The 23,620-nt window shown below is 45.1% G+C and carries 20 protein-coding genes and 4 tRNA genes; 15 read left to right on the plus strand and 9 right to left on the minus strand.

Features of this window, described 5'->3' with window-relative positions; genetic code table 11:
- Positions 1-104: 104 nt before the first annotated feature.
- The 3 genes from T433_RS0105555 to T433_RS0105565 are packed head-to-tail and all read right to left on the minus strand — an operon-like array spanning position 105 to position 4,486.
- Positions 105-986, minus strand: a complete 882-nt coding sequence (locus T433_RS0105555) for a cation diffusion facilitator family transporter (RefSeq protein WP_044109292.1) — start codon at positions 984-986, stop codon at positions 105-107.
- A gap of 5 nt (positions 987-991) precedes the next feature.
- Entirely contained in the window at positions 992-3,829 is a 2,838-nt protein-coding gene (gene uvrA, locus T433_RS0105560; protein ID WP_027455164.1) for an excinuclease ABC subunit UvrA, read from the minus strand.
- A 12-nt stretch (positions 3,830-3,841) separates the two neighbouring features.
- Positions 3,842-4,486: a T9SS type B sorting domain-containing protein gene (locus T433_RS0105565; protein ID WP_231478029.1), complete on the minus strand. Its 645-nt coding sequence runs from the start codon at positions 4,484-4,486 to the stop codon at positions 3,842-3,844.
- A 228-nt stretch (positions 4,487-4,714) separates the two neighbouring features.
- Between T433_RS0105565 and T433_RS0105570 the strand changes: the two genes are divergently transcribed.
- From T433_RS0105570 to T433_RS0105585, 4 genes are read left to right on the plus strand one after another with little or no spacing between them, the layout of a single operon-like run.
- Positions 4,715-6,013, plus strand: a complete 1,299-nt coding sequence (locus tag T433_RS0105570) for a LysM peptidoglycan-binding domain-containing protein (protein ID WP_162164176.1) — start codon at positions 4,715-4,717, stop codon at positions 6,011-6,013.
- Positions 6,014-6,017: 4 nt separating this feature from the next.
- Positions 6,018-6,773: a porin family protein gene (locus T433_RS0105575; protein ID WP_044109320.1), complete on the plus strand. Its 756-nt coding sequence runs from the start codon at positions 6,018-6,020 to the stop codon at positions 6,771-6,773.
- A gap of 2 nt (positions 6,774-6,775) precedes the next feature.
- Positions 6,776-8,287, plus strand: coding sequence for a peptide MFS transporter (locus tag T433_RS0105580; RefSeq protein ID WP_027455167.1), 1,512 nt, complete (start codon positions 6,776-6,778; stop codon positions 8,285-8,287).
- 1 nt (position 8,288) lies between these two features.
- A complete protein-coding gene (locus T433_RS0105585; RefSeq protein WP_027455168.1) occupies positions 8,289-9,206 on the plus strand; it encodes an endonuclease/exonuclease/phosphatase family protein in 918 nt (305 codons plus the stop codon).
- On the opposite strand, the gene T433_RS0105590 is transcribed toward T433_RS0105585, so the two are convergent.
- The 4 genes from T433_RS0105590 to T433_RS0105605 form a co-directional block, all read right to left on the minus strand.
- Complete coding sequence (locus T433_RS0105590; RefSeq protein ID WP_027455169.1) at positions 9,203-10,642, minus strand: tagaturonate reductase; 1,440 nt, start codon at positions 10,640-10,642, stop codon at positions 9,203-9,205. The genes T433_RS0105585 and T433_RS0105590 overlap by 4 nt on opposite strands.
- A 76-nt stretch (positions 10,643-10,718) precedes the next feature.
- Positions 10,719-12,035, minus strand: a complete 1,317-nt coding sequence (gene tilS / locus T433_RS0105595) for a tRNA lysidine(34) synthetase TilS (protein ID WP_027455170.1) — start codon at positions 12,033-12,035, stop codon at positions 10,719-10,721.
- Positions 12,025-13,203, minus strand: a complete 1,179-nt coding sequence (locus T433_RS0105600) for a class I SAM-dependent rRNA methyltransferase (protein ID WP_044109294.1) — start codon at positions 13,201-13,203, stop codon at positions 12,025-12,027. The genes tilS and T433_RS0105600 overlap by 11 nt, the downstream gene beginning before the upstream one ends.
- Positions 13,190-13,831: a 3'-5' exonuclease gene (locus T433_RS0105605; RefSeq protein WP_027450388.1), complete on the minus strand. Its 642-nt coding sequence runs from the start codon at positions 13,829-13,831 to the stop codon at positions 13,190-13,192. Before T433_RS0105605 ends, T433_RS0105600 begins: the two co-directional genes overlap by 14 nt.
- A gap of 106 nt (positions 13,832-13,937) precedes the next feature.
- Between T433_RS0105605 and T433_RS0105610 the strand changes: the two genes are divergently transcribed.
- From T433_RS0105610 to T433_RS0105630, 5 genes are all read left to right on the plus strand, one after another.
- Complete coding sequence (locus T433_RS0105610; protein ID WP_027455172.1) at positions 13,938-16,427, plus strand: FtsK/SpoIIIE family DNA translocase; 2,490 nt, start codon at positions 13,938-13,940, stop codon at positions 16,425-16,427.
- A gap of 26 nt (positions 16,428-16,453) precedes the next feature.
- The gene (lolA1, locus tag T433_RS0105615) at positions 16,454-17,062 is read left to right on the plus strand and encodes an outer membrane lipoprotein periplasmic chaperone LolA1 (RefSeq protein WP_027455173.1); all 609 of its coding nucleotides are present in this window, start codon (positions 16,454-16,456) and stop codon (positions 17,060-17,062) included.
- Complete coding sequence (locus T433_RS0105620) at positions 17,062-18,552, plus strand: DUF5687 family protein (protein WP_027455174.1); 1,491 nt, start codon at positions 17,062-17,064, stop codon at positions 18,550-18,552. Before lolA1 ends, T433_RS0105620 begins: the two co-directional genes overlap by 1 nt.
- A gap of 103 nt (positions 18,553-18,655) precedes the next feature.
- Positions 18,656-18,728, plus strand: a tRNA-Lys gene (locus T433_RS0105625).
- Positions 18,729-18,762: 34 nt separating this feature from the next.
- Positions 18,763-18,835, plus strand: a tRNA-Lys gene (locus tag T433_RS0105630).
- A 104-nt stretch (positions 18,836-18,939) separates the two neighbouring features.
- Here T433_RS0105630 and crcB read toward each other — a convergent pair.
- Together crcB and T433_RS0105640 are read right to left on the minus strand one after the other, a co-directional pair.
- Complete coding sequence (gene crcB / locus T433_RS0105635; protein WP_027455175.1) at positions 18,940-19,302, minus strand: fluoride efflux transporter CrcB; 363 nt, start codon at positions 19,300-19,302, stop codon at positions 18,940-18,942.
- Positions 19,303-19,618: 316 nt separating this feature from the next.
- Complete coding sequence (locus T433_RS0105640; protein WP_027455176.1) at positions 19,619-20,116, minus strand: nitroreductase family protein; 498 nt, start codon at positions 20,114-20,116, stop codon at positions 19,619-19,621.
- 213 nt (positions 20,117-20,329) lie between these two features.
- On the opposite strand from T433_RS0105640, the gene T433_RS0105645 reads away from it, so the two are divergent.
- From T433_RS0105645 to T433_RS0105670, 6 genes are all read left to right on the plus strand, one after another.
- Positions 20,330-20,698, plus strand: coding sequence for a DUF2023 family protein (locus tag T433_RS0105645; protein ID WP_027450382.1), 369 nt, complete (start codon positions 20,330-20,332; stop codon positions 20,696-20,698).
- A 25-nt stretch (positions 20,699-20,723) separates the two neighbouring features.
- Complete coding sequence (gene fldA, locus T433_RS0105650) at positions 20,724-21,218, plus strand: flavodoxin FldA (protein ID WP_027455177.1); 495 nt, start codon at positions 20,724-20,726, stop codon at positions 21,216-21,218.
- A 151-nt stretch (positions 21,219-21,369) separates the two neighbouring features.
- Positions 21,370-22,491, plus strand: a complete 1,122-nt coding sequence (locus T433_RS17010) for a nitroreductase family protein (protein WP_081778383.1) — start codon at positions 21,370-21,372, stop codon at positions 22,489-22,491.
- A gap of 57 nt (positions 22,492-22,548) precedes the next feature.
- On the plus strand, positions 22,549-23,157 hold the full coding sequence (locus T433_RS0105660; RefSeq protein WP_081778384.1) for a formate/nitrite transporter family protein: 609 nt from the start codon (positions 22,549-22,551) through the stop codon (positions 23,155-23,157).
- 90 nt (positions 23,158-23,247) lie between these two features.
- A tRNA-Thr gene (locus T433_RS0105665) sits at positions 23,248-23,323 on the plus strand.
- Positions 23,324-23,384: 61 nt separating this feature from the next.
- A tRNA-Gly gene (locus T433_RS0105670) sits at positions 23,385-23,457 on the plus strand.
- Positions 23,458-23,620: the final 163 nt, after the last annotated feature.

The following is a 23,620-nucleotide window of genomic DNA, read 5'->3' on the forward strand; positions in this document are numbered from 1 at the left end:
TAAAGCAAGAGTTCTTGTCTTGGTTTCAGAAGGCTCTTCTTTAAGCCTGCAAGACGGCTAGAATTGGGCGACTGTTCAGCTTAAATTGAAGGGGAATACAATCGTTATTTGGGTTCAACGTGCACCGCTATGTGAGTTTCTTGTCCATAGCGATTGCGTAGTAACTCTTCTACTTCCGAAGCTTTATCGTGAGCTTTGCGCAGAGGCATATCTCCATCCATAAGAATATGAAACTCAATGGCATAGTGATTTCCTATGCGTCGCGTTCGCAAATCATGAGGAGAAGATACACCAGGAATAGATTCTGCCAGTTGTATAATTTCGTTTTCTACGGAATCTGGAAGAGAATGCTCCATCAGGTCACCGATGCTATCACGTAACAACTCAATAGATATTTTCAAGATAAACGCGCCAACGATGACAGAAGCCAGAGGATCTAATACCGTCCATTCTTGTCCTAAGTATATAGCTCCCCCGATACCGATGGCTGTTCCAATCGATGATAGAGCATCGCTGCGATGATGCCACGCATTGGCTTCTACTGCTTGTGATTGCAGTTTTCTTGCTTTTATCATGGAATATTGGTAAACGGCTTCCTTCAAAATGATAGAAATGAGTGCTGCCCAAAGCGCTAGCAGGCCAGGCGCTTTCAAGCACGCCCCATTGGTCCACGCTATAATCTTGGTAACACCACTATACATGATGCCAGCTGCCACCATTAGCAAAGCAATTCCTATTATCGTCATCGCCAATGTCTCGTATTTACCGTGCCCATAATCATGCGACTTGTCTTGAGGTAGGCAGCTGATTCTGACGAAAATAAGAACGATGATATCGGTAAGAAAGTCGGATAGAGAATGTACAGCATCGGCTATCATAGCTGCACTATGTCCCAAGATGCCTGCTATAAACTTGAATAGCAGTAGCAGAACATTGACAGCGCTTCCGATGAGTGTGACTCTATAGATTTCCTTACTTCTTTCCATATGTCCTATTGCAACTCTTGTTTCAGGAAAATAGGCGTAAAGCCTTTCTTGCTTTTGGCAACATCCTCGGGCGTACCCTCGCAAAGTAAAGTGCCGCCTTTACGTCCACCTTCTGGTCCCATATCAATAATATAGTCGGCCTGTTTGATAACATCCAGGTTGTGCTCGATGATAACAACCGTATTACCACGATCCACCAATTTATGGATGACCTGCATCAGAATGCGTATGTCTTCAAAATGAAGGCCGGTGGTCGGTTCGTCCAGGATGTAAAGCGTCTTTCCAGTGTCTTTCTTCGAAAGCTCTGTAGCCAGTTTTACGCGCTGACTCTCACCGCCAGAGAGGGTAGTGGAGGGCTGTCCAAGTTTGATGTAACCCAGTCCTACGTCCTGAATGGTCTTTATTTTACGAAGGATATCCGGCACATTCTCGAAGAACTCCACGGCTTGATTGATGGTCATATCCAGCACATCGGCAATCGATTTGCCTTTATAGCGAACTTCCAGCGTCTCACGATTATATCGTTTGCCATGACATGCTTCGCATGGTACCTGGATATCAGGCAAGAAGTTCATTTCTATTGTCTTGTATCCATTTCCGCCACAGGTCTCGCATCGTCCGCCCTTGACGTTGAAAGAGAAGCGTCCAGGTTTGTAGCCACGAATCTTTGCTTCAGGCAGATTGACGAACAGAGAGCGAATATCAGAGAAAACGCCCGTATATGTGGCAGGGTTTGAACGAGGAGTACGTCCCAGTGGTGACTGATCAACATTTACCACCTTATCTATATTCTCTACGCCTTCAATTGATTCATATGGCATCGGTTTTTTGACAGAATGGTAGAAGTGCTGTGACAAGATGGGCTGAAGTGTCTCGTTGATAAGTGTTGATTTTCCAGAACCACTGACACCTGTCACTACGATGAGCTTTCCTAATGGGAAACTAACATCTACATGTTTAAGGTTGTTGCCAGTACATCCGCGAATAACAAGACTCTTACCAGAGCCTTTTCGCCTTTCAGTCGTGTCACTACATTGAAGAATACCACTCAGATACTGAGCTGTAATGGTGTTGGTTTTCATCATCTCCTCGGGCGTACCTTGGAAGACCACTTCACCACCTTTTCTGCCAGCGCGCGGACCGATGTCTATCACATAGTCTGCTGCCAGCATCATGTCTTTATCGTGTTCTACCACAATGACCGTGTTTCCAAGGTCTCGCAGTTCCTTCAAAGAATTAATGAGGCGTTCGTTGTCGCGTTGATGTAAACCGATAGAAGGCTCGTCGAGAATATATAGTACGTTTACAAGCTGTGAGCCAATCTGTGTAGCCAGACGAATACGCTGACTCTCACCTCCCGACAGCGAAGCTGATTGACGATTCAAAGAGAGATAATCAAGACCTACATCCAGCAGGAAATCCAAGCGAGTACGTATCTCTTTTAGTATCTCAGCTGCTATCTGCTTCTGCTGATTGTCCAAGTGCTTTTCAGCCTCATCCAGCCATTGGCGCAGTTCGCTGATGTCCATCGACGATAGTTCGCTGATGTTTTTATCCCATATTTTGTATGATAGTGCTTCGCGGTTCAGACGTTGGCCATGACATTCGGGACATTCACATTCAGCCATAAATTGGTCGGCCCATTTCTGCGCACTCGACGAATCATCACTTTCCATGATGTCACGAAGATATTTGATGATACCATCGAAACGAACAAAGTAGTCGCTTGATGTTTTGACCACGTCTTTGTCGATGCGTACATCTTCAAGCGAGCCATACAATATCTCGTTCATTGCCTCATCTGGAATATCCTTGATAGGTATTTTGATGTCGCAATCATATTTTTTGAGAATGGCGTCTATCTGCCAGAAAATCAATTGGTTCTTGTATTTTCCTAAAGGAATTATTCCACCGTCATGTATGCTTGCTTTCTTATCGGGAATAATCTTGTTCAGGTCTATCTCGTTAATTTTGCCTAACCCTTTGCATCGCGGACAAGCACCTTGTGGCGAGTTAAACGAGAAGTTGTTGGGAGCAGGGTCACTATATGAGATACCAGTAGTTGGACACATCAATCTTTTAGAGAAGTATTTCACTTCACCAGAATCTTTGTCGAGTATCATGATCAGGCCTTCTCCTTGCTTCATGGCTAAGGCAACCGATTTTCTTAGGCGTTCATCTGCACCACCTTCCGTTGGCGTCTTGGGAAGGGCCATCTTGTCAATGACTACCTCGATGTCGTGGTTCTTGTAGCGATCAACCTTCATGCCAAGCTTTATCTCAACGAGTTCTCCATCAATACGCATGTTGAGATATCCCTTACGACGCATAGCCTCGAAGAGTTCGCGATAATGGCCCTTTCTTGAACGGACTAGTGGTGCTAGGATAAAGATGCGTTTGCCAGCGTAATCGTTCAGAATCATCTCTTGCACCTTCTCTTCAGTATATTTCACCATTGGTTCGCCCGTTTCGTAGCTATAGGCTTTGCCAGCACGAGCAAAAAGCAGACGCATATAGTCGTAGATCTCTGTGGTCGTACCTACTGTAGAACGAGGGTTCTTGTTAGTCGTCTTTTGTTCTATGCTTATTACAGGCGATAGGCCAGTAATCTTATCAACGTCAGGACGTTCCATTCCTCCCAAGAAGTTGCGAGCATAAGCAGAGAATGTCTCAATGTAACGTCGTTGTCCTTCTGCAAATATCGTGTCAAAGGCCAGTGAGGATTTGCCAGAACCCGATAGACCCGTAATAACGGTCAACGAATTGCGTGGTATCTCCACATCGATATTCTTCAGGTTGTGTACGCGTGCCCCGAATACTTGAATCTTATTGTTTTGTTCCATAAAGTTTATTCCTTAGTGTGTCGATGACGAAGCCCCTCCTTCGGTAAATCCTCTCAGCAGGTTAATATCTTTGCGAAACTCATAAATAGCACCATCGGCACCTTTCGCATTGACGTGGAGGAAGTAAACTCCGTCTTTCACAGGCTTCCCTTTGAATGTTCCGTCCCATTCGCCTGAAGGACTGTTCCATTCATATAACTTTTGTCCCCATCGGTTCAGAATGATAGCTTTGAACTTGACAATACTCTTGTATCCTTCTTTTGCTTTAAACGTGTCGTTGATTCCATCTCCATTAGGCGAGAACGCATTGGGGAAATCCAGCTTGCTTTCAACAATCGTAATGACGATCTCTTTCTCTTCAAGTTCTGTCCCCTGATTGTCAAGCTTCGTCTTCAGTATCACACTATATGTTCCCGATTCACGGAAAGTATATTGTGTTTCTTCCTCGTATCTAACAAATAACTCTTCGTAGTTATTATTTGTCTTTTTTCTGAAATGCCATTCGTATGATGGGGTGTAGTTCTCCATTCCTGTAGGGTTAGCCCTGAATGTTACTTCGAGTGGCGCTTGCGCATTGGAAATGTTCGATGATACTTGCGCATTTGTCTCATCATCGACATAATATGCCTGAGGATCAACATCCTGTGCAGTTGCCATCAGGGGTAAAAGCATTAGAGGTAACCAAAGGAAACTTATTAATCTATTTCTCATCGTTTTTATTGTATTAACGTGCAAAGATACTAATTTATTGAAAATAAACCCTCCTTTGTTAGAACATTTTTTGCTTTGCTTGCAATCATTTCATATTTATTTCGTATTTTTGCACTCGAAAAAGCAGTTATAAAGATTATGGCTCGATTGTTACGTAATATTTGCATCGTTCTTTTGTTATGTTGTGTAGGTGTTATCCGTGCACAATATGTGAAGGTGCATAAAGTACAGAAGAAAGAGACCGTTTATGGTATCGCTCGAATGTATGGTATCACTCAGGAACAGTTGAAGCAAGCCAACCCGGTTATGCTCCAGCCAGATTATCAGTTGAAGAAAGGTGACCTGATAAATATTCCTGTGACTACAAATGGTGATAGCCAGAATGGCCGCACGATATTTGCCGTTGACGATGTTCGCCAGCGACCTATTCGTATGGGCGTGTTGCTGCCTTTACATCTGCAAAATAACGATGGAAAACGAATGCTAGAGTACTATCGAGGCATTTTGATGGCCTGCGATAGTATGAAACACGAAGGTATTTCTGTAGATATACATGCCTGGAATCTGTCGGAAGACACAAACCTTGGAGCTCTGCTGCCTCAGATTGATGCTGCTAAATGCGATATCTTAATTGGACCTTATTACAACAAGCATGTACCCACTTTGGCAGCTTTTGCCCAGCAGCATCAATGTCTGATGGTTGTTCCATTCTCGCTGGACATCCCAGAGATTGTCAACAATCGGTATATATTCCAAATTTATCAACCCTCTGAAGATCTCGATGACATCACGGCTCGTCGTTTCGCTATATGGTTCAAGGATTATCATCCCATTATTATAAATTGCAGCGATGCGAATAGTTCTAAGGGAGGTTTTACCAGTGCCTTAAGAAAGCAGTTTGAGAAAGATGGAAAGATGTATAATCTTACAAGTATCAACTCATCGGATCTACATTTTATGGGCGCATTCTTGAAGGGTATCCCCAATGTGGTTGTACTTAATACGGAAAATACTTCGTATATACCGCAATTGTACAAGAGATTGGATACCATTCTTCAGCAGCATCCTGACGTGCAGATTTCCGTATTCGGTTATACAGAGTGGCTGGGAGGCATCTATGCTCAGCAATCTCATTTCCATCGCTTTGATACATATATTCCTGCACCATTTTACACGAATGTCAATTTTCCCCAGACCATTCGTCTGCTGCAGCGCTATCGTTGGAATTTTCATCAAGACATGATTACTATCATGCCTCGTTTCGCGTTATCAGGATTTGATCATGCGGTCTATTTCCTGCGTGGCCTCCATAAGTACGGAATGCAGTTCGATGGTGCACCTGGTCGATTCAACTATCAGGCAGTTCAAACCCCGCTGAAGTTTGAACGTGTAAGTCATGGAGGATTACAAAACAAAGCATATATGTTTATTCACTATAAGCCAGACTTCACAATCGATGCTCTCAATTATTAATAGAATGGTGAAGCGCTTTTTCTTCTCAACAGTCCTGTTGGCAGTTACTGCTGCTGCAAAGGCTCAAATTGGCGATTATCGTAATGAATTTGCCGTTGGCGTTAATGGCGGCTATGTGTTCAGTAATATTGGTTTCACACCAACTGTGCCGCAAAGTCAGCATACTGGTCTGACTGGAGGACTGACGCTGCGATATACTTCAGAGAAATATTTCAATAGTATCTGTGCTGTTGTTGCTGAGGTCAATTATACTCAGTTGGGATGGAAGGAAGATATCAAGACCCCAGACGATGAGCCAGTGATTAATGCGGTAACTGGTTTGGCAGAATCGTATCAGCGAGATATGACATATCTTCAAATTCCTGTTTTTGCCCGTTTAGGGTGGGGACGAGAACGTCGTGGCTTGCAGTTCTTCTTTCAAGCAGGTCCGCAGCTCGGTATATTCCTAAACGAGAAAACAAAGAAGAATTTCGAGTATTCGGATATCAACCTCAGTTCACGTACTTCATCAATAATAGCCCAGGATACGATGTCAGTAGAGCATAAAGTGGACTATGGTATAGCTGCAGGTTTGGGATTAGAGTTCTCTATACCTCATGCAGGCCATTTATTACTTGAAGGTCGCTATTATTATGGTCTTGGCGACATCTATGGCAATTCAAAACAGGACTATTTTGCCCGCTCCAACATTAGTAACATCGTCATCAAAATGACCTATCTCTTTGATTTAGTAAAAAGTAAAAATACCAAAATTAAATAACTATGTTTGAAAACCAACCAAAAGGTCTTTATGCGTTGGCACTTGCCAACACCGGAGAGCGATTCGGCTATTACACTATGTTGGCCGTCTTTGCTTTGTTTTTAAGAGCTAATTACGGCTTGACACCAGGCACAGCCGGTGTTATTTATAGCTCGTTCTTGATGTTTGTTTACTTTTTTCCACTGATTGGCGGCTTTATGGCCGACAAATTCGGATTTGGAAAAATGGTAACCACGGGTATTATCATTATGTTCCTGGGCTATCTGCTGTTGTCTGTTCCTCTTGGTGGCAACACGGTCGCACTTGTTGTGATGCTTGTAGCACTACTGAGCATCGGTTTAGGAACCGGATTGTTCAAGGGTAACCTTCAGGTGATGGTAGGCGACCTCTATAATGATCCCCAATATGTTGATAAGCGCGATGCAGGTTTCTCTATTTTCTATATGGCTATCAATATTGGTGCCTTGTTTGCACCCACGGCGGCCATTCGTATTATGGAGTGGGCTCAGCAGAACCTCGGCGTAAGCGAGAATGACTCTTATCACTTTGCATTTGCAGTAGCTTGTGCTTCACTGATTTTGTCTATCGCCATTTACTATGCTTTCCGTAGTACTTTCCGTCATGTTGAGGGCGGTGTTAAGAAGAATGGTAATCAAGTAGAAGAAGATACACTGTCACCCTCAGAAACAAAAGAGCGTCTCATTGCTCTTCTGTTGGTATTTGGTGTTGTAGCCTTCTTCTGGATGTCTTTCCACCAGAATGGTCTTTCTTTGACATACTTTGCTAACGAATATAATGAGACTTCTGCAGACGGTTTGAAGTCAATGGCTTTCAATGTTTGGAACCTCGTTGCCATCATTATCATGGTTTATTCTGCTTTCTCACTCTTCCAGGGTAAGACTTCAAAGAGTAAGGTCATTGCAGTTGTTGCAGTTGTTGCAGCTTTAGTATTCCTTTACTACAACTATAGTCATATTGATGGTGCTGTAGAGGTGAAAGCTCCTATCTTCCAGCAGTTCAATCCTTTCTATGTAGTAGCGTTGACACCTGTGTCTTTGTCTATCTTTGGTTGGCTGGCATCACGCAATAAGGAACCTAAAGCTCCTCGAAAGATTGCGTATGGTATGATTGTTGCCGCAGTGGCCTTCTGTTTGATGCTTTATGCTTCACTGACATTGCCTTCACCTGTAGAACAGGCAAATCTTGGTGATGCTGCCCCACGTGCTTCTTCATATTGGTTGATCAGCACCTATCTCATCCTTACATTTGGTGAGCTGTTGCTTTCACCAATGGGTATTTCGTTCGTATCAAAAGTAGCACCTCCAAAGTACAAGGGCGCTTGCATGGGTGGTTGGTTCGTATCTACTGCTCTTGGCAACCAGCTTGTAATGGTTGGTGGGCTCCTGTGGGGCGAACTTCCTCTTTGGACGGTATGGGCAGTGTTCGCTGGTCTTTGCCTATTGGCATCAACCTTCATGTTCTTAATCATGAAACGACTGGAGAAAGTCTGCTAAGATGATCCTATCCCTTCTGCTGTCCTCCTTCCTTACATTCGTTGAGTTAAACTGCGAAAACCTGTTTGACACTTCTCACGACGTAGGGAAGGAGGACAGCGAGTTTCTGCCGGACGGCAAACGTTATTGGACAAGAACCCGTTATTGGGGGAAGTTGAACAGAATTGGGCAGGAGATTTTATCTTGTTCGGATCATCTACCTGATCTCGTTGCATTGGTAGAAGTTGAAAATGATTCTGTCCTTCATCAACTGACGCGACGCTCCTTATTGCGAAATGCTGGGTATGAGTATCTGATGACCACCTCACCCGATGCGAGAGGACTTGACGTGGCCTTACTCTATCAGCCAGCTTCTTTCCGCCCGCTTTGTTATGAGTCGCTCGAAGTACCTGTGTTGCCAGAAATGCGACCCACACGTGATATTCTATATGTGCAAGGGCAGATTATCACGGGTGATACACTACATATCTATGTGGTTCACGCTCCAAGTAGATATGGTGGTGAGAAAGAAACGCGTCCGTACCGCATGAAAGTGGCAGAGATAATTAGTCGCCAGGTAAAGATGCATCATCAGGAGAGGGTGATTGTGACGGGCGACTTTAATGATTATTTCGATGATGCATCGTTGAAATATCTGGAGGAATCCTCGCTTGTCAATGTTACAAAGAATACGGTAGGTATATGTGGAGAGGCAAAAGGTACCTATCGCTTTCAGGGTGAGTGGCGCTCTTTAGATCACTTTTTATGTTCGAAGCGTGTTGCCGATTGTGTAGAATCAACCTATATCAACGACAACGCTTTCCTCCTTGACGATGATGTTCGTTTCGGAGGAAAGCGTCCTTTACGTTCTTATAATGGCATCAGATTTCAGAAAGGGTTCAGCGACCATCTGCCATTAATTGTAAAATTCAAATTTTAGAGAATGGTCTTGACGGCCTCAAGCATACCCTTGCTCTGGATGAGGTCGAGGAACTCTTTAACCATCTTATTCAGTCCATCCACTTTATTCAGGTCTTCCTGCCAGATGAAATCGGCAGCAAGTACACCGTCTGTCACCTTCTGTGTATCGTTAGTTGCCCACAATTGCTGCAGCAGTTCGATAATCTTTGGATCGTCGTTAGGCGTAATCTCTGCGCCATCCTGACGCTTACCACCTTTATAGTAGGTAATGATAGCCGCCAAACCAAATACCAATCCCTTAGGCAGTTCACCCTTACGCTCCAGGTATGTCTTTACACCGGGCAGGTCGCGAGCCTGGAATTTGGGAAATGAGTTCAGCATGATGCTGGTCACCTGATGATCCACAAATGGGTTGTCAAAGCGTTCCAGTACATCGCTGGCAAATTTCTCCAGTTCCTTCATAGGCAGATCGAGCGTCTGCATCAGCTCTTCAAACTGTACCTTGTGAATGTACTTGCCGATAACATCATGGTTGCAAGCGTCACGAACGATGTTTACGCCACTGAGATAAGCTACAGGCGAGAGAACAGTGTGAGGACCATTTAGGAGTGTAACCTTACGCTTATGGTAGGGCTCTTCAGAGGGGACGAACAGAACGTGCAGGCCTGCTTTGTCGGCAGGGAATTCGTTTGCCACCTCTTTTGGCGCTTCGATAACCCACAGGTGGAAGTTCTCGGCCTGAACAACGAGATTGTCACGATAGCCAATCTTTTCCTGAATCTGTGCAATCTCCTTACGAGGGAAGCCTGGTACGATACGGTCCACCAAAGTTGCATAAACACCGCAAGACTCCTCAAACCACTTGCTGAAGCCCTCGGGCAATTGCCACAGTTCGATATATTTACGGATGCAATCTTTCAGAACGTGACCATTCAGGAAGATAAGTTCGCAGGGGAAGATGATCAGTCCTTTTGTAGGATCACCATTGAACGTCTGATAACGACGATACAACAGCTGAACAAGCTTACCGGGATAGCTGCTGGCGGGTTTGTCATCCAGCTTGCACGATGGGTCGAAAGCAATACCTGCTTCTGTGGTGTTAGAAATCACAAAACGAATCTCGGGCTGGTCGGCTAGTGCCATGAAAGCATCGTTCTGAGAGTAGGGGTTCAGACAGCGGCTAATCACATCAATACGCTCTAGTGTGTTGACAGGTTTGCCGTTTTCGCGTCCCTGCAAATTGACATGATACAGACAGTCCTGTCCGTTCAACCATTCAACCATTCCTTGTGCCAGTGGTTGAACCACAACAACGGATCCATTGAAGTTGGTCTTCTGGTCCATATTCCAGATAATCCAATCTACGAATGCACGAAGGAAGTTTCCTTCGCCAAACTGAATCACCTTCTCGGGCATTACGCTCTTAGGTGCAAAGTGCTTGTTTAATGGTTTCAACATTTTCTTGTTTGTTTTTAGAGATATTTGTTTTTATTGTTTGCAAAATTATACATTATTTTCGATACAACCAAATTTACTTGAGTTTTTCTCTTGAAATGATAATGGTATTTTTGGTGCTATCGGTGATGCAAAAACGATGATCGGGGCGGTGGCCTACCAGCCACACAATCTCACCATTGGCATCGCATATCACCAGTGTTCTGCGCTTATCGAAAATGCTTAGGTGTACATCAGTGAGGAAGTCGCTCACCAGTCGGGTGCCCTTCATTCCAAATGGTTGAAAGCGGTCGCCATTCAATACTGGCCGAATTGTAAGCGGAAAGTGTAGCTTTTCTGCGTCCAAACAGGCACTTTGACAGTCTAAAACAATCTGTTTCCCTTCCTCTTTCTTAATGCGATACTTCTCAGTACCATTATAATGATAGACGCCTGTTTCTGGAATTCGCAGTGATGGCAGTTCTGCATGTAGTGGCTCTAGAACAAGCTGACCGCGATGAACCGTCAATTGATGTGTTGCCGAAGTCCACTCGCGTCCCGCCTGCAATTGGTTCAGCGAGTCGCTAATGCTTTCAATTGTTTGTGAAGAGAATCCTTTCGCGCTAAGCCATTCGTAGAGAATACATTCTGGCGAGGGCTCTTGGCATAGTTGTTCTATAGATATTGTATCGTCTTTAACCAGCCGTGTAAGCGCATCTGCTATGCTCTTCTCGTAGACTGCTGTGGCTTCGGTCATGTGACGAGTCGTCTTAAGGATGTTTATTTTGGCACCTTGTGATACCTGGTTCAAAAGCGGTATTACCTGCAAGCGCAATTTGTTGCGCATCACATCAGCCTCCAGATTTGTGCTGTCAGTGACATAAGCTTGTCCCTTGCTTTTAAGCCATGATTCTATGTCACAACGACTGATACATAACAATGGGCGTAGAATATAGCCATTACAAGGTTTGATGCCTGTCAATCCGCGTAATCCAGTACCGCGCAGCAAGTTCATTAAGACGGTTTCTACCGTATCGTCCTCGTGGTGTGCCACACAAATGCCAGCGCAGTGCAGGTCTTTTCTCAACTGCTCGAAGTAGTTGTAACGCAGTTCGCGCGCAGCCATTTCAATGCTGACCTTATGAAGTGAAGCATAGGTCCTGGTATCGAAATGTATCAAGTGTAGTTCAATGTGTTGCGTGCTGCAAAGCTGTTTCACAAACGCCTCATCTCGATAGCTCTCTTCACCGCGTAGATTGAAGTTGCAATGAACAGCCTCAACTTTGTATCCTAGCTCTTTTAGCATCAGCAGAAGGCAGACGCTGTCTGCGCCACCGCTGAGGGCCACAAGATATTTCTGCGATACGTCGAGCAAATGATGACGTTCGATGAACTGCCTTACCTTATTCAACATATAGAACAAGTCCTTTCAGATATTCTCCTTCTGGGTGATAAATGTTCACAGGATGGTCTGCGGGCTGATGCAATTGGTGCAGGATGCGCACTTTGCGCTTGGCTTGAGCTGCAGCCGTAAAGACTGCATTGCGGAAATGATCCTTGGTGACCACTTGTGAACAAGAGAACGTGAACAGAATGCCTCCTTTTGCAATCTTTTCGAAAGCCTTGTTGTTCAGACGGGTATAGCCTTTCAAAGCGTTATGTAGTGCACCGCGATGCTTTGCAAAAGCCGGTGGGTCCAGAATAATCAGGTCGTACTTACCTGCCATTCCATCCAGATATTTGAATGCATCCTCGCAGAAAGCCTCATGGCGTTTGTCTCCAGGAAAGTTCAGTTCCACGTTGCTACGAGTCAGGTCGATAGCCTTTGCAGAACTGTCAACAGAGTGTACCAGCTCGGCACCGCCGCGCATAGCATAGAAAGAAAAGCCTCCTGTATAGCAGAACATGTTCAGCACCTTCTTGCCTTTTGCATAATGTTCCAGCAGCGAGCGGTTCTCGCGCTGATCTACAAAGAATCCAGTTTTCTGGCCGTGCAGCCAGTCAACATGGAACTTTAGTCCATTTTCAAGGGCCGTATCATCGTTGCATCCACCGTAGATAAAACCATTCTCGGGCTCCATATAGGGTAGGGTGGTCTCACTCTTGTAGTAGATACTCGTGATCTGATCACCCATCACGTTGACCAACTCGCGGGCAATGTCGTGACGACATAAGTGCATGCCGATGCTATGTGCCTGCATTACAGCCGTTGGTCCATAGACATCGATGATAAGTCCTGGCAGATTGTCACCTTCTCCGTGCACCAGTCTATAAGTGTTGTTACTTGGATTGCCGGCAATACCTATGCTTAGGCGCATTTGATAGGCAGAAGACAGGCGCGACTGCCAGAATTTCTCGTCAATAGCTACGTCGCTAAACGACAGAATACGTACAGCAATAGACCCCTGCTGATAGTGGCCTACGGCAATAAATTCATTGCGCGAAGTCAGCACCTGAACTGTTTCGCCTTCTTCTATACCTTCATCCATTTGTTGGATGGCACCCGAGAAAACCCAAGGGTGAAAACGTAACAAGCTCTCTTCTTTACCTCTTTTGAGATATATCTTCTTATACTTCTGCATATGTATTGTCTTCTTGTTGTATTACGAGTTGATAGTCATTTGTCTCTTTCAGCCTAACCAGTTCCTGGTATATCTTGATGCATGCCCACGCATCGGTTGCTGCATAGGTTTTCTGTTTGTCGCTTAGTATGTCTGCTTCCCAGTTGCTCAATTGTTGGCGCTTGCTGATTTTCTGTCCAAACAGGTTGGCGTATAGCTTCTGCAAACTGAGATCCTCTATGCCAAGCACTTTTGCAAAGTCCTGGATATCAGTAAAACAACCGGCCTTGAAGTCGCTAAGCTTATGTAGCGCATTCAGGTCGTCGTGCCAGGATAATCCAATCTTTTTCACCGTCTTGTCGGTGAGCAGTTGTACTAATGCTGGTGTCAATCCTGTATGGTTCAACCTAAACAGGAAGCAGGTGTCTTCTGTTGATACCTGAAGCAGAGAAACCTTATGATGCTGTCCCTTCTTGAATGAAGGACGTGTCTCTGTGTCAAAACCAAGTATTGGTTGTGACAGCAGGTAGTTGACTGCCTTTTCCGTTTCACCAGCAGTTAGGATGACAATGATTCTGCCCTCAAATGATGCCACTGGCAAAGAGGCGATCCTCTTTTTATCGTATTTGTTGTATATAGTCTTTGACATTATTATCTTCTTTTGCGGTGCAAAAATACAAAAAAAATGCGATTTTTTGACCTAATGTGGATTTTTTCCACTAATTTTGCACTGAATTAACGAATGACCAAATAGAATGGCAAAGAAAACCACAAGAAACAATAGAAACAGCAAGACGCAAGCACCATCATTGATGGAGTCAATAGGGTTAAGTAACTTTAAACAGATATTCCAAAACGAGCGATTACACTTTGTAATTGGTATGTTGCTCTTTGCTGTATCCGTTTTTCTGATTTGGGCCTTTATATCATATTTCACCACCGGACAAGTTGACCAAAGTATTATCGAGGATACCAATCCTGGCGAGATGGCCAATCAAAACGGTGAGTTCCAAAATGCCTGTGGTTCATTGGGAGCCAAGTCGGCATACTATTTCATGAGTCATTGTTTCGGTGTCTCTGCTTTTTGTATTCCTGTATTCCTTTTTCTGGTTTCCTTGAGATTGATGAAGGCTTATCAAGCCAAGCTCATCAAGTGGTTCTTCTGCTTGATGTTACTCATGTTGTGGACATCGGTATCGTTGGCAATGTTTGTATCGCCCATTGTCCCTGACCTGCACTTCAATCTCGGTGGTGGTCATGGTCTGTGGGCAGGTAAGATGATTGAGGGATTTGTAGGCATGCCAGGTTTGGCTGCCATCATGATATGCATAGCCTTGCTTTTCCTGATCTACGTAAGTAGTGAGACTATTATCATTTTAAGAAAGGTGCTCAACCCCCTGAGGTTGATTCCCAAGAATGTGCCTTTTACAATTAGCTCTTCTGCAGAAGCGCATGATAACAGCAATGATGAGCCGCTTCATATTGTAGAGGATCCCGAGGTGTTCGACGACCCCATGTCAGAAACTGTGGAGTTCAAAGATGATAGCTTCGTGACTGTAGAGCCCGACATCCCTGCAACTCCTGTTGTTACCAACGACGATGAATTTGTTGTTCAGGTTCCTGCTCAGGAAGATGATAATAACAATGATGATATTATTATCGATGTCAATGCAGGCACTGCCGAAGATAAGGCAGAGGGCGCATTGGTGAACATCGAGGAGATGGAGCCTTACGATCCTAAGCGCGACTTGGAAAACTATCATTATCCCACGCTCGACCTGCTGAAAGTTTACGAGTCAGACGGTAAGCCCTACATCGATATGGAAGAGCAAAATCGCAACAAGAACCGTATCGTGGACGTGTTGCGTAGCTTTGGCGTAGAAATCAGCTCTATCAAGGCCACTGTAGGTCCTACCATCACACTCTACGAGATTACCCCAGCTTCGGGCGTGAAGATTTCGCGCATCCGCAACCTTGAGGATGATATCGCGTTGAGCCTGGCAGCTCTTGGCATTCGTATTATTGCGCCTATTCCTGGTAAGGGAACCATCGGTATCGAGGTGCCTAACGCCAAGCAGAATATCGTGTCGATGGAGTCTATCCTGAACTCGAAGAAGTTCCAGGAGTCAACCATGGAGTTGCCCTGCGCTATGGGTAAGACCATCACGAACGAGGTGTTTATGTTCGACCTCGCCAAGGCACCCCACCTGTTGGTGGCAGGTGCTACTGGTCAGGGTAAGTCAGTTGGTTTGAATGCCATCCTTACCTCGTTGCTCTACAAGAAGCATCCTGCTGAGATGAAGATCGTGCTGGTTGACCCCAAGATGGTGGAGTTCAGTATCTACCGCTCCATCTCTAAACATTTCCTGGCTGCATTGCCAGAACAGGCCGACGATCCTATTATTACAGACACCTCTAAGGTGGTTCGTACGCTTCAGTCACTTTGCGTGGAGATGGATGCCCGCTACGAGTTGTTGATGGCTGCTGGCGAGAGAAACATCAAGGACTATAACCGTAAGTTCATTGCCCGCAAGCTGAACCCAGAGAAGGGACATAAGTTCATGCCTTATATCGTAGTGGTCATCGATGAGTTCGGCGACCTGATTATGACAGCAGGTAAGGAGATAGAACTTCCTATTGCGCGTATTGCCCAGAAGGCTCGTGCCGTGGGTATCCACATGATTATCGCTACGCAGCGTCCTACCACTAATATTATTACTGGTACCATCAAGGCTAACTTCCCTGCACGCATCGCCTTCAAGGTGAGTCAGGGCATCGACTCGAAGACCATCCTGGACCGCATGGGTGCCCAGCAGCTCATTGGTCGTGGCGATATGCTCTATCTGCAGGGCAACGATCCTATCCGTGTGCAATGTGCTTTTGTGGATACTCCCGAGGTGGATGATATCAACCAGTTCATTGCTAAGCAGCAGGGATATCTTGCTCCTTACGAGCTGCCAGAACCTCCTGTTGGTGATGGTGAAGAGAGTGGGGGAGCCAACGATGCTGATTTGACTCATCTTGATCCGATGTTTGAAGATGCGGCCCGTCTGATTGTAGGCTGTCAGCAAGGCTCTACGAGTCTTATTCAGCGCAAGTTTGCCATCGGCTACAATCGTGCAGGTCGATTGATGGACCAGTTGGAAAAAGCAGGCATTGTAGGTGCAGCTCATGGTTCAAAGCCTCGTGAGGTGCTTATAAAGGATGAAGTAAGTCTCGAGAATTTGCTTAGTCAAATTAGATAACGTATAAAGATAAGGAGAGATATATAATGAAAAGATTGTTTTTTGCGCTGATGCTTTTAGCATTGCAGATGACGTTTACACACACCGCAGCACAGACGGCCAAGCAAGTGCTCGACAAATGTGCCGCTGTGGTTAGTAGCAAGAATGGTGTGTCAGCTCACTTCACGATGACGAGTGCGCAGTATGGCAATACCAGTGGCGATATTGCTGTGAAGGGACGCATGTTTCGTGCCTCAACCAATGTTGCCAAGATGTGGTTCGACGGCAAGACACTGTGGACTTATATGAATAAGAACGACGAGGTCAACGTCACCACTCCTAGCGAGTCGCAGTTGCAGGTGCTGAATCCCTATAATTTTATAAATATGTATAAGACAGGATTCAGTTACACTATGACCAAGTCTTCGGGTAGCTATCGCGTTCATCTCACTGCCAAAGATGCAAAGCGCAGGGTGCAGGAGATGTTTATCACCATAGATCAAAAGAGCTATCATCCCACCGAGGTGAAATTGCTGCAGAAATCAAAGTGGACCACCTTTACCATCAGTCATCTGAAGAAAGATAAGCTCGCTGATGCACAGTTCCATTTTAATTCTAAAGATTTCCCCTCTGCCGAGGTTATTGATTTACGCTGATGAATCGCTTATCACTTTTCCTGCTTCTTAGAAAGAATAATCGCCTGAGTTATCGTCGCAGTCCTGCATTTGAGCAAAGCGTCGTAGCTCAGGTGATGCTTTATATTGGTGCTGGCTTCATGATGATCTATCTCATCTTGTTGGGCACTATGCTTGCCATGCCAGCCAATGAGAGCAGCAAACCAGGTCTTCTCATTTCTGTTTTGCCAATCTTTCTGTTGATAGACTTCGGCATGCGTTTCATGATTCAACAGACGCCAGCGATGCTGGTCACCCCTTATCTGTTGCTGCCTTTGCCTCGCCTGTCAGTGATTGAGCATTTTCTTGTCAACTCACTGCTAAGTGGCTACAACATGATGTGGCTTTGTCTCTTCTTGCCCTATTGTGTTGTCATTCTCTTTGGTGGTGCAGGCTTTCTGACTTCGCTCGGCATACTCATGAGCGGTATGCTCTTTGTTCTTTTCAATAGTCAGTGGTATCTTCTAGTACGTACACTCATCCGGCGCTCGCTGTTTTGGTGGGCACTCCCCATCGTGGTTTATGCGAGCTATCTGGTTCCATTGATCTTTAGTGATGACAATGCTGTCTGCGATGCCTTGTTTGATTTCTTTGTAAAAGCAGGCTGTTCTGGTTGGATGGTAGTTGTCTCGTTATCGCTATTAGTTCTGTTGTTTTCTGTCAACAGGGTACTTCAGTTCCGCTATGCTTATGAGGAGGTAGCCAACATGCAAAAGAAAGAGAGCGACTTGAAGCGTGTTTTCAAGTTTTCCTTCCTCGAGCGTTTTGGGCAGATAGGCGAGTACCTGAAACTTGAGATTAAGTCTATCATGCGAAACAAGGCCATACGTTCTCGTTTCATGGGGAGCCTCACTACAATTGTATTGTTTTCGGGAATTGTGGCCTATACCAATGTGTATGATAGCTTTATGATGCGTAATTTCTGGTGCTACTATTGTTTTGCTCTTTATGGAATGACCACATTGGTTAAGATTATGGCGCCCGAGGGCAACTATATGGATCTCCTGTTGGTACATCGGGAAAATATCATTGCTTTACTACGTGCCAAGTACTACTTTCATGTAGCAATCCTCATGGTACCTCTGCTTATCTTGACTCCAGCCGTCATTGAAGGTAAGTTCACCTGGCTCATGATGCTGGCATATATAACAACCACCAGCGGACTGCTTTATTGCATGCTGTTCCAGTTGGCAGTATATAATAAGCAGACGATTCCTCTGAATCAGAAAATCACGGGTAAGGGAAATGTGGAGAATGGACTTCAGATGATTATTGAGCTGGTGGCTATGTTTCTTCCCATGGTTTTAGTTACAGTGCTGCTACTGTTGTTCGACGAGACCACTGCATTTCTCATTATGATAGCCATTGGCACCCTCTGCACGTTGTCTCATCCATGGTGGTTGCGCAACATCTATTTACGCATGATGAAGCGCAAATATGATAATCTGGAGGGTTTTCGTGCCACCAGATAGGGTAAAATTGCAGAAAATAGCATTTTCTCAAAGAAAAAGTCCTAAAAAGTTTGGTCGTATCAGAAAAAGTATGTACCTTTGCACCCGCAAAACGACAAACGATGCACCCGTAGCTCAGTTGGTAGAGCACCTGACTCTTAATCAGGGTGTCCAGGGTTCGAACCCCTGCGGGTGTACTTTCAAAAGGAAAAAAGATTCGTTTTTAGTGATGCACCCGTAGCTCAGTTGGTAGAGCACCTGACTCTTAATCAGGGTGTCCAGGGTTCGAACCCCTGCGGGTGTACAAAGTAAGAAAAGGCGATAGACTCATTCAGTCTGTCGCCTTTTTGTTTTATAGTGCTAAGTAAGAAACTGCTTACTATTCTACCTAGTCGAAGTGTCATGATGCTATCCTCGAAGATTGGACAGTGTCATGCCACCCCATACGGCCAGGATGCCTAAAACAACGCTGACGCCAACATATAGGGCAGTCAGCAGAATGTCGCCCGCCTTCATCATACCAAAGGATTCGTTGGCAAAAGTGCTGAAGGTAGTGAAGCCACCACAAAAACCTGTTACCAGCAGCAGTTTCATCTCTGGAGACAGAACGCCTTTGCCGCCCAAGCCCACCAACAAGCCGATGAGCAAAGAACCAAGAATGTTGACGACAATCGTGCCCCAAGGAAACGAGGCGTTGATGTTTGAGAGCAGATAGCGTAATACAGAGCCTGCTGCTCCACCCAATGCTACCAATAGCAGATTTCGAATCATTTTTTCTTATTTTGATGCAAAGGTACGAAAAAACAACGAGAATAGTGGATTGGGATAAGGCCTTTTTCAACCTAAAACTAACGTCTTACCAACATAAAAGCGTTACTCTTCTAATTCACGGCTTAAGTCGAAAGACCTCACGACTTAAGTCAACAGGCCTCACGACTTAAGTCAACAGATCTCACGACTTAAGTCAACAGATCTCACGACTTAAGTCGAAAGGTCCGAAAGTGGCACTATTAACACGTTAAAGTGGCACTATTAGCAAACAAAAGTGCCACTATTATGAGGGAATAGTGGCACTTTTGAATGGGTGTTATTTCAGGATCTCTGTCATCTCCTTACGAATCTTTGCCGATGGCTCGTCGGCTGGGTAGCCTAGCGGAATCAGCACTGCTGGCTCTTCGTTATCGTCTAACTCAAACGATTGCTTGCATTTCTCAGCATCGAAGTTGCAGACCCAGCAGGTGCCCAGCCCTTGTTCTGTGGCTGCCAAGCACAGATGCTCTACTGCAATAGCGATGTCGATGTCGCCATGATGCTTGCCGTCTCTGCGCACCCATTCCTGGTCGTGCAGGATACTGCAGATGATGTACATGGGGGCAGTGCCAAACCAGTTGCCTCGGTAGCACTCTCTCAGCTTCGTCTTCTCCTCTTCATTCTTTACGATACGAAACTTCCAGGGCTGCTTGTTGACTGCAGATGGAGCCATACGAACGCATTCCATCACATAATTGAGCTTTTCCTGTTCCACACTTTTCTCTTCATAGCTTCTGCAGCTATACCTTTGTTTCACTAAGTCTAATAATGCCATAATCTTAATCTGTTATTATTTTTTGCAAATATACTAATAATAAAGCATATGTCACCATGTTTTAACAACTAATTTTGAAATGTTTTCTGTGTGATGCTCCTTAATACCTATTTTTTATTAATCAGTTTTTGTTCTTAGAATCGGCTGTGTGAAAAGTGAAACACTATGATTTAGGTATTGCGCATGTTTATATTCTGTCGTACCTTTGCACCGATGAAAACAAGAACGACAATACCCACAGAGATGAAGGTGCTGATGAACCACATCTACGAGCTGAACAAAGGTGTTCGGCAGATGGTTCTGTTTACATGTCATAAGAAGTTTGGCGAGCAGGCGGTGCAGCGACTCGAGAGTCAGGGCATTCCCTATATCTTACAGCCAGCAGGTCGGCAGAATCTGAATATGTATTTTGGGCGCCGCGAGTGTCTTGAGGCCATTCGCCTCATCGTCACGCGTCCGCTCAATCAGCTTTCCCCCGAAGAGGATTTTATCCTCGGTGCTATGCTGGGCTACGACATTTGTGCGCAGTGCCAAAGGTATTGTAAGCGAAAATGTGAGCATTCGTGTGTCAATCAAAATTAACCATAATAAATAGTATAAATAAAGTATGAACACTACGATCGTAATTTATGGCTCCTCTACTGGAACATGCGAGGCTATCGCTGAGAAGATTGCCTCGAAACTGGGTTGCCAGGCCTTGAACGTGCAGGATCTCAATGCTGACGTCGTCGCAGCCAATAACAATTTGATACTCGGCACTTCAACGTGGGGCGCCGGCGAACTGCAAGACGACTGGTATGATGGATTGAAAACGCTGCAGAGTGCCGACCTCAGCGACAAGACCATCGCCCTTTTTGGATGTGGTGACTGCGCTTCTTATGGCGACACCTTCGTGGGTGGCATTGGTCAGTTGTATCATGGAATCAAGGATTGCGGTGCCAAGTTCATAGGCAGTGTAGATACAGACGGCTACGACTTTGACGATTCAGAAGCCGTTGTTGGCGGAAAGTTCATCGGTCTTCCCCTTGACGATATCAATGAGGATGATAAAACTGATGCACGTATAGAAAACTGGTTATCGGCTATTATCCCTGAATTGTAATTTAATAGCATTAATTCATAAAGTATTTGTTTAGTTTAGTTTTTTGTGGTTGGTCAGTGATGATCAACCACTTTTCTTTTCTTTTTCTCCTCATACAATAACTAACTAGGTTCGTGCCTTCTTATTATATACAACGTTATATATACAAACGATGAAAAAACTATTAGTTATCTGCTTTTTGGCTTCAGTATGCGCGATGAATACTGTTGCGCAACAAATCTACAATTTCAAAGTGAAAAATGAGTCTGGCACCGATGTTTCGTTGGCTGACTACAAGGGTAGGGTGCTGCTCATTGTCAACACTGCCACCCGTTGTGGCTTCACACCTCAGTACAAGGAACTGGAAGCCCTCTACGAGAAGTTTCATGCTCAGGGTCTCGAGATTCTCGACTTCCCCTGCAATCAGTTCGGCGAACAGGCACCTGGTTCTATCGAGGAGATACATCAGTTCTGTACCGCCAACTTCGATATTCAGTTTCCACAGTTCGACAAGATTGATGTCAACGGCGCCAATGCCCATCCGCTCTTTAGCTATCTGAAGGGGCAGCAGGGGTTCCGTGGCTTCGACGTCAACGATCCCACAGGCAAGATGATGGACGGCATGCTGCGCAAAAAAGATGCCAACTACGACAAGAACAGCGACATCAAGTGGAACTTCACCAAATTCCTGGTTGATGCTGAAGGCAATGTCGTTCGTCGTTATGAGCCTACCGAGGATATCACTCGTGTGGAAGCCGACATCCGTCAGTATCTGAATCCTACCATCAGTTCCATCATGACTCGCACCAGTATTCGTCAGTTCACCTCGCAGCCTGTGTCTAAATCACAGGTCGAGATGCTGCTTCGTGCCGGTATGGCAGCTCCCACAGCAGTCAATCGCCAGCCTTGGCATTTCGTTGTGGTGAGCGACAAGGCCAAGCTCACCGTACTGGGTGCCGGTCGCAACCGTATGCTCGAGCAGTGTCCTGTGGTAATTGTTGTATGCGGGGATCTTGATAAGGCCCTCAGTGGCAAGGCACAAGAGTATTGGGTGCAGGATTGTTCGGCTGCTACCGAGAACATCCTTTTGGCTGCTCACGCACTCGGCTTGGGAGCCGTTTGGACAGGTGTTTACCCCATCGATGGGCGTGTCTCGGCTGTGACCAGTCTTTTGCAGTTGCCTTCCGCTATTGTTCCCCTTTGCGTTATCGCTGTAGGCTATCCTGCCGAGCAGCCCACACCCAAGGATAAGTGGAAAACAGAAAACGTGTCGTACGAAGAATACGGCAAATAGTATAAAATAAAGGTGCAAAGGTACTAAAATTCTTATTTTTTTAGTACCTTTGCACACATGAATCAACCATTATCCATTTTGCGTTCAGCCTTTCTGGCTGGACTTTGCATTTCAATAGGCTGCGTGGTCAACCTCCGAGTTGGGGGCGTTGCCGGTGCCGTACTTTTCTCTTTCGGTCTTCTTGCTGTGCTTCATTATCAGTTGAAACTTTATACTGGTACCGCTGGATTTGTGCGTGCTAAAGGCGACTGGGGCATGTTGGCGCAAGTGTTGATAGGTAATGTGTTGGCCTGCAGTCTGTGTTCGATGGTTTTTGCTTATGCTCAGCCAGACATATTGCCAGCTGCTGAAACGATTGTACTGTCACGCCTGAGCAAAGGACCTTTGGCCTGCTTCCTGCTAGCCATTGGTTGTGGTTTCATTATGACAACTGCTGTTCAGTTTGGTAGAGGCGGCAAGTTCCTGCCTCTGTTGTTTGGTGTGCCGGTGTTTATCCTTTGTGGTTTCACCCATTCCATAGCAGATGCCTTTTATTTTATGGCAACGCCACAGTTTATTGATGGCAATCTGCTCACCATCTATATAGGCGAAGTATTGGGTAATTTTGTTGGTTGTAACCTTTATCGATGGGTCATTAGCCCCGAAAACCAAGTTCAGGGGGCATAAAAAGAACTTTGGCAGCGAAAAAGTAGCAATTATATTTGTTGGAAAACAAAAAAATGATTACCTTTGCAACTGCAAAATCAAAAGGAGCAGGCCGACATGGCTCAGTTGGTAGAGCAACGCATTCGTAATGCGTAGGTCCCCGGTTCGAGTCCGGGTGTCGGCTCCACTTTATTTTCATACATTTCATAAGCGGGACCTACAAGTCCCCTTTTTCTTTGAAATACGTTGCGGAATTAGCTCAGTTGGTAGAGCATTGGCTTCCCAAGCCGAGGGTCGCGGGTTCGAGTCCCGTATTCCGCTCAAAGTCTTTTATGGCATAATCCTTTTTTATGCCGATATTTCATCACCTGCTAAACTTTCTTAACAATTTATTTGCATTATATATTTTTTTATGTATCTTTGCATCATCTATAATGTGATGATATGAAGCTACGAACCTTATTCTTGTTTCTGATACTAGTAT

This window comes from Xylanibacter brevis ATCC 19188 (assembly GCF_000621725.1).
GTDB classification, from domain to species: Bacteria; Bacteroidota; Bacteroidia; order Bacteroidales; family Bacteroidaceae; genus Prevotella; species Prevotella brevis.